Genomic DNA, 4599 nt, shown 5'->3' with positions numbered 1-4599 from the left:
ACAAACGCACCCGCAGCTATTTTCAGAATACCGAGTATGAAGCAAGCGGCCTGCCCACCGCTGATGAGCTCAAGGTGCTTGAGCCAGTGAAAGATAAAGTGCCGCCGCGGGTATTTACCGAGGCTTATCAACCGCCGGTGACTGACGGTTCGGGACGGATCCGGAGCCAGATGCGCAAGGCCCTTGGGTTGTTGAAGCAATCTGGCTGGGTACTGAAGAACAAGGTGATGAGCAATGTCGAAACAGGCGAACCGTTTGCCTTTGAGTTGTTGATCTATAGCCCGACTACCGAGCGTCTGGCAATCCCAGTGCAGAGAAACCTCAAATTGATGGGGATCGATATGAAGATCCGCACTGTCGATACTACCCAGTACATCAAGCGACTGCGTGATCGTGACTTTGATATGGTTTCACATGGCTACGGTGCCAATCCTTATCCGAACCCTAACTTGTTGATAGCGTGGAACAGTAACTTTATCGACAGTACCTACAACACAGCCGGTGTCAAAGATCCCGCTATTGATTATCTGACCGAGAAGATCGCAGAAAACCAGCAGGATCCTGAAGCATTACTGAGCTACGGACGAGCGCTTGACAGGGTTTTGCAGTGGAATTTCTTTGTGATCCCTCAATGGCATATCAGCCAGTTTCGTGTCGCCAGCTGGGACAAGTTCTCGCGTCCGTCGGTAAGGCCCAAGTATGCGCTGGGCAAGGATACCTGGTGGATTGATCCGGTGAAGGCCGCCAAGCTGCCGGAAAAACGCCGCTAGCGAATGATATTATGATTAAGGATCCAGTGTGTTGTGCTGCCATTACATTGTTCGCCTTGGGAAGTTTTAATAAGGCATAGGGAAAAATGACTGCTTATATAATTCGTCGTTTGTTACTGGTTATTCCGACCTTGTGGGCGATTATAACCATTAACTTTTTTGTCATTCAGATAGCACCGGGCGGCCCTGTCGAGCAGGCAGTCGCCCAGCTCGAAGGACATTCGTCCGGCATCATGGAGCGTTTCACCGGGGGAGGCCAGGAGGTTCAGGCCGTAGAGCCGGGAGACAACGGTTCTGGCTATCGTGGTTCGCGCGGGCTGGATCCCGAAGTGGTTGAAGCCATCAAGGTGCAGTTTGGCTTCGATAAGCCTCTGCATGAGCGCTACTTCGATATGCTGAAGAACTATGCCACCTTTAATTTTGGCGAAAGCCTGTTTAAAGGAGGCAATGTGATAGATCTGATCATCGATCGTTTGCCGGTCTCTATCTCGCTCGGGCTTTGGAGTACCCTGATCATCTACTTCGTTTCTATTCCGCTGGGGATCGCCAAAGCCATTAATCATGGTTCGCGGTTTGATGTCTGGAGTAGTGCCGTTGTGATTGTCGGTTACGCCATACCGGGCTTTTTGTTTGCCATCTTGCTGATAATCTTCTTTGCCAGCGGCAACTATTTTAGCTGGTTCCCGTTGCGTGGTTTGGTGTCGTCCGACTTTGACCAGCTGGCGTGGTATCAGCAGATCATTGATTACTTCTGGCATTTGACATTGCCAATTCTGGCCATGGTGATCGGTGGGTTTGCTACCTTGTCGATGCTAACTAAAAACTCCTTCCTTGATGAAATTAACAAGCAGTATGTGGTGACGGCCCGAGCTAAGGGGCTTGATGAGCGCAGTATTCTCTACCGTCATGTATTCCGTAATGCCATGTTGATCATCATAGCCGGGTTCCCCGCGGCATTTATCAGTATTTTCTTTACCGGCGCGATGCTGATTGAGGTGATGTTTTCGCTGGAAGGTATTGGGCTATTGGGGTTTGAGTCGACCATTCAGCGTGATTATCCGGTGGTATTCAGTTCTTTATATATCATGACCCTGCTGGGACTTTTGTTGAACATCATTTCGGATTTGACGTACACCTTCGTTGATCCACGCATTGATTTTGAGGCGCGCTAGTGAAAATGAATCCGTTAACAAAGGAGAGACTGGCGAGATTCCGTGCCCATAAACGCGGCTACTGGTCGTTGTGGATCTTTGCTTTGTTGTTTTTTATCAGCCTGTTTGCCGAATTGGTTGCCAACGACAAGCCGTTGTTTATCCGTTTTGATGCCAACTGGTATTTTCCAATCATCGAGCAATATACCGAAACTGAATTTGGCGGAGAGTTCGAGTCTGAAGCCGACTACACCGACCCCTATGTGATTGACTTGATTGAGGCCGATGGTTTTATGATCTGGCCGCTCATCCGTTTTAGTTACGATACCATCAACTATAACCTGACCGGGCCAGCACCGTCGCCACCTGATAATGTGAACTGGCTGGGCACGGATGATAAAGGGCGGGACGTACTGGCCCGGATCATTTATGGTTTCCGGATCTCAGTGTTATTCGGGTTTGCCCTTACTGTTATCTCGACCATCATTGGGGTCATTGTCGGTGCCTGTCAGGGCTATTACGGTGGTTGGGTCGATTTGTTCGGCCAGCGTTTTATCGAGGTGTGGTCGGGAATGCCGACACTGTTTCTGCTGATCATTCTTTCCAGCTTTGTCGAGCCTAATTTCTGGTGGTTGCTCGGGATCATGGTGCTGTTTAGTTGGATGGGGCTTGTCGGTGTGGTACGGGCCGAGTTCCTCCGTTGCCGGAACTTTGATTACGTGCGTGCTGCACAGGCGCTAGGAGTCGGTGACGGCCGCATTATGTTGCGTCACATGCTGCCGAATGCCATGGTCGCCTCGCTGACTATGATGCCGTTTATTCTCAGTGGCTCGGTAACGACATTGACCTCACTGGATTTTCTTGGCTTTGGCCTGCCGGCAGGTTCACCGTCGTTAGGTGAACTGCTGGCGCAGGGGAAAACGAATCTGCAGGCCCCTTGGCTTGGATTGTCTGCGTTTGTTGTATTGTCAATTATGCTAAGCCTGCTGGTATTTGTCGGTGAAGCTGTCCGGGATGCATTCGATCCCCATCATCAGAGATAAGTTATGGCAAAACCAATTCTTACAATTGAAAACTTATCCGTAGGCTTTCAGAGCGGCGAAAGTGTCAATCAGGTCACCCATGATGTCAGCCTTTCTATTCGCCGTGGTGAAACACTGGCGTTGGTGGGTGAAAGTGGTTCGGGCAAGTCGGTAACAGCCAATGCGATATTGCGTTTGTTACCAAAGTCTTCCACCCGTTATATCGGCGGCCATGTTATGTATGACGGTACTGATATGATGGCGTGCAGCGAGCGCGAGATGCGCAGAATGCGTGGCGACCGCATCGGAATGATTTTCCAGGAACCGATGATGTCGCTTAACCCGCTGCACAAAATTGGTCGCCAGTTGTGTGAAACCCTGGCTATCCACCGAGGGATGAGGCAGAGAGATGCCGAAAAGCGTGCATTGAGTTGGCTGAAGAAGGTCGGTATTCGTAACGCTGAAAAACGTCTTGCGGCCTATCCGCATGAGTTATCGGGTGGAGAGCGCCAGCGGGTAATGATAGCGATGGCGTTGATAAATGAGCCCGAGCTTCTGATTGCCGATGAGCCGACCACTGCGCTGGATGTATCGGTTCAGGCGCAAATTCTGGAGCTGCTCAAAGATCTCCAGCAGGAGATGGGCATGGCGATGCTCTTTATTACTCATGATCTGAGTATTGTCCGCCGTATCGCGGACCGGGTGGCTGTTATGCAGCTTGGCAGGCTGGTCGAGACAGATACCCGTGATGTGATATTCAATAACCCTTCCGACCCTTACACAATAAAACTCATTAACTCGGATCCAAGTGGTAGTCCGGTTCCGGTTCAGCCTAACGCCGCGCCTTTGTTCGACGTGAATGATTTGCGGGTATGGTTTCCGATCACCGGCGGTATTTTGAAAAGAGTGAAGGATCATATAAAAGCGGTTACTGATGTCAGCTTTATTCTTCGTAAGGGTCACAGTGTCGGTTTGGTGGGAGAAAGTGGTTCCGGTAAATCGACAACCGGGATGGCGGTGCTGAAACTGCTCAATAGTGAAGGGAAAATTCGCTTTGACGGCGTTGATATTTCGGCGCTCAGCCGTAAGCAAATGCTGCCTTACCGTAGTAAATTACAGGTGGTGTTTCAGGATCCGTTCTCGGCACTCAATCCGCGCATGTCGGTCGCCCAGATCATTGGTGAAGGGTTAAAAATCCACAAGTCGCTGACTCCGAAAGAAGAGGATGAGGTGATTTGCGAAGCAATGCGGGAAGTGGAGCTGGATCCGGAAACACGGCATCGTTACCCTAATGAGTTTTCCGGCGGGCAGCGTCAACGCATCGCGATAGCCCGTGCGCTGGTATTGAAGCCGGAGTTTATTCTGCTTGATGAGCCGACCTCATCGCTCGACAGAACGGTGCAGTTTCAGGTGTTGAGCTTGCTAAAATCATTGCAGCAGAAGTATGGGTTGAGCTATCTGTTTATCAGCCACGATCTTCATGTGGTGAAATCACTTTGCCATTACACACTGGTGCTCAAAAATGGACAGGTGGTAGAACAGGGCGACACAGCGCAAGTCTTTAACGAGCCTCAGCATGCCTATACCCGTGAACTAGTGAATTTGTCATCGGTGTAACTAGCAATTTTTCTTGTTTATTGAGCTATCTATTAACTG

4 protein-coding genes are annotated in these 4599 nt (G+C 50.2%); all 4 read left to right on the top strand.

Going from position 1 to position 4599, the window contains the following annotated elements:
• On the top strand, window positions 1–770 hold a 770-nt coding region (locus MHN01_RS17310; RefSeq protein WP_239412484.1), incomplete at its 5' end, for an ABC transporter substrate-binding protein.
• Window positions 771–856: 86 nt separating this feature from the next.
• Window positions 857–1942 (top strand): microcin C ABC transporter permease YejB, encoded by a 1086-nt coding sequence (locus MHN01_RS17305; protein WP_075763389.1) that lies wholly within the window; start codon window positions 857–859, stop codon window positions 1940–1942.
• 5 nt (window positions 1943–1947) lie between these two features.
• Window positions 1948–2964 carry an ABC transporter permease gene (locus tag MHN01_RS17300; RefSeq protein WP_239412483.1) on the top strand — a complete coding sequence of 339 codons (1017 nt, stop codon included), beginning with the start codon at window positions 1948–1950 and terminating at the stop codon, window positions 2962–2964.
• A 3-nt stretch (window positions 2965–2967) separates the two neighbouring features.
• Window positions 2968–4560 (top strand): ABC transporter ATP-binding protein, encoded by a 1593-nt coding sequence (locus MHN01_RS17295; protein ID WP_239412482.1) that lies wholly within the window; start codon window positions 2968–2970, stop codon window positions 4558–4560.
• Window positions 4561–4599: the final 39 nt, after the last annotated feature.

Source organism: Photobacterium sp. OFAV2-7, from assembly GCF_022347985.1.
Taxonomy (GTDB): Bacteria; Pseudomonadota; Gammaproteobacteria; order Enterobacterales; family Vibrionaceae; genus Photobacterium.
The sequence above is the reverse complement of the archived record's forward strand: the minus strand, read 5'-3'. Positions and strand labels throughout refer to the sequence as shown.

Excerpts from the sequence above, each read along its gene's own strand:
- MHN01_RS17305 (WP_075763389.1), top strand. The coding sequence starts at position 857 with ATGACTGCTTATATAATTCGTCGTTTGTTACTGGTTATTCCGACCTTG.
- MHN01_RS17300 (WP_239412483.1), top strand. The coding sequence starts at position 1,948 with ATGAATCCGTTAACAAAGGAGAGACTGGCGAGATTCCGTGCCCATAAA.
- MHN01_RS17295 (WP_239412482.1), top strand. The coding sequence starts at position 2,968 with ATGGCAAAACCAATTCTTACAATTGAAAACTTATCCGTAGGCTTTCAG.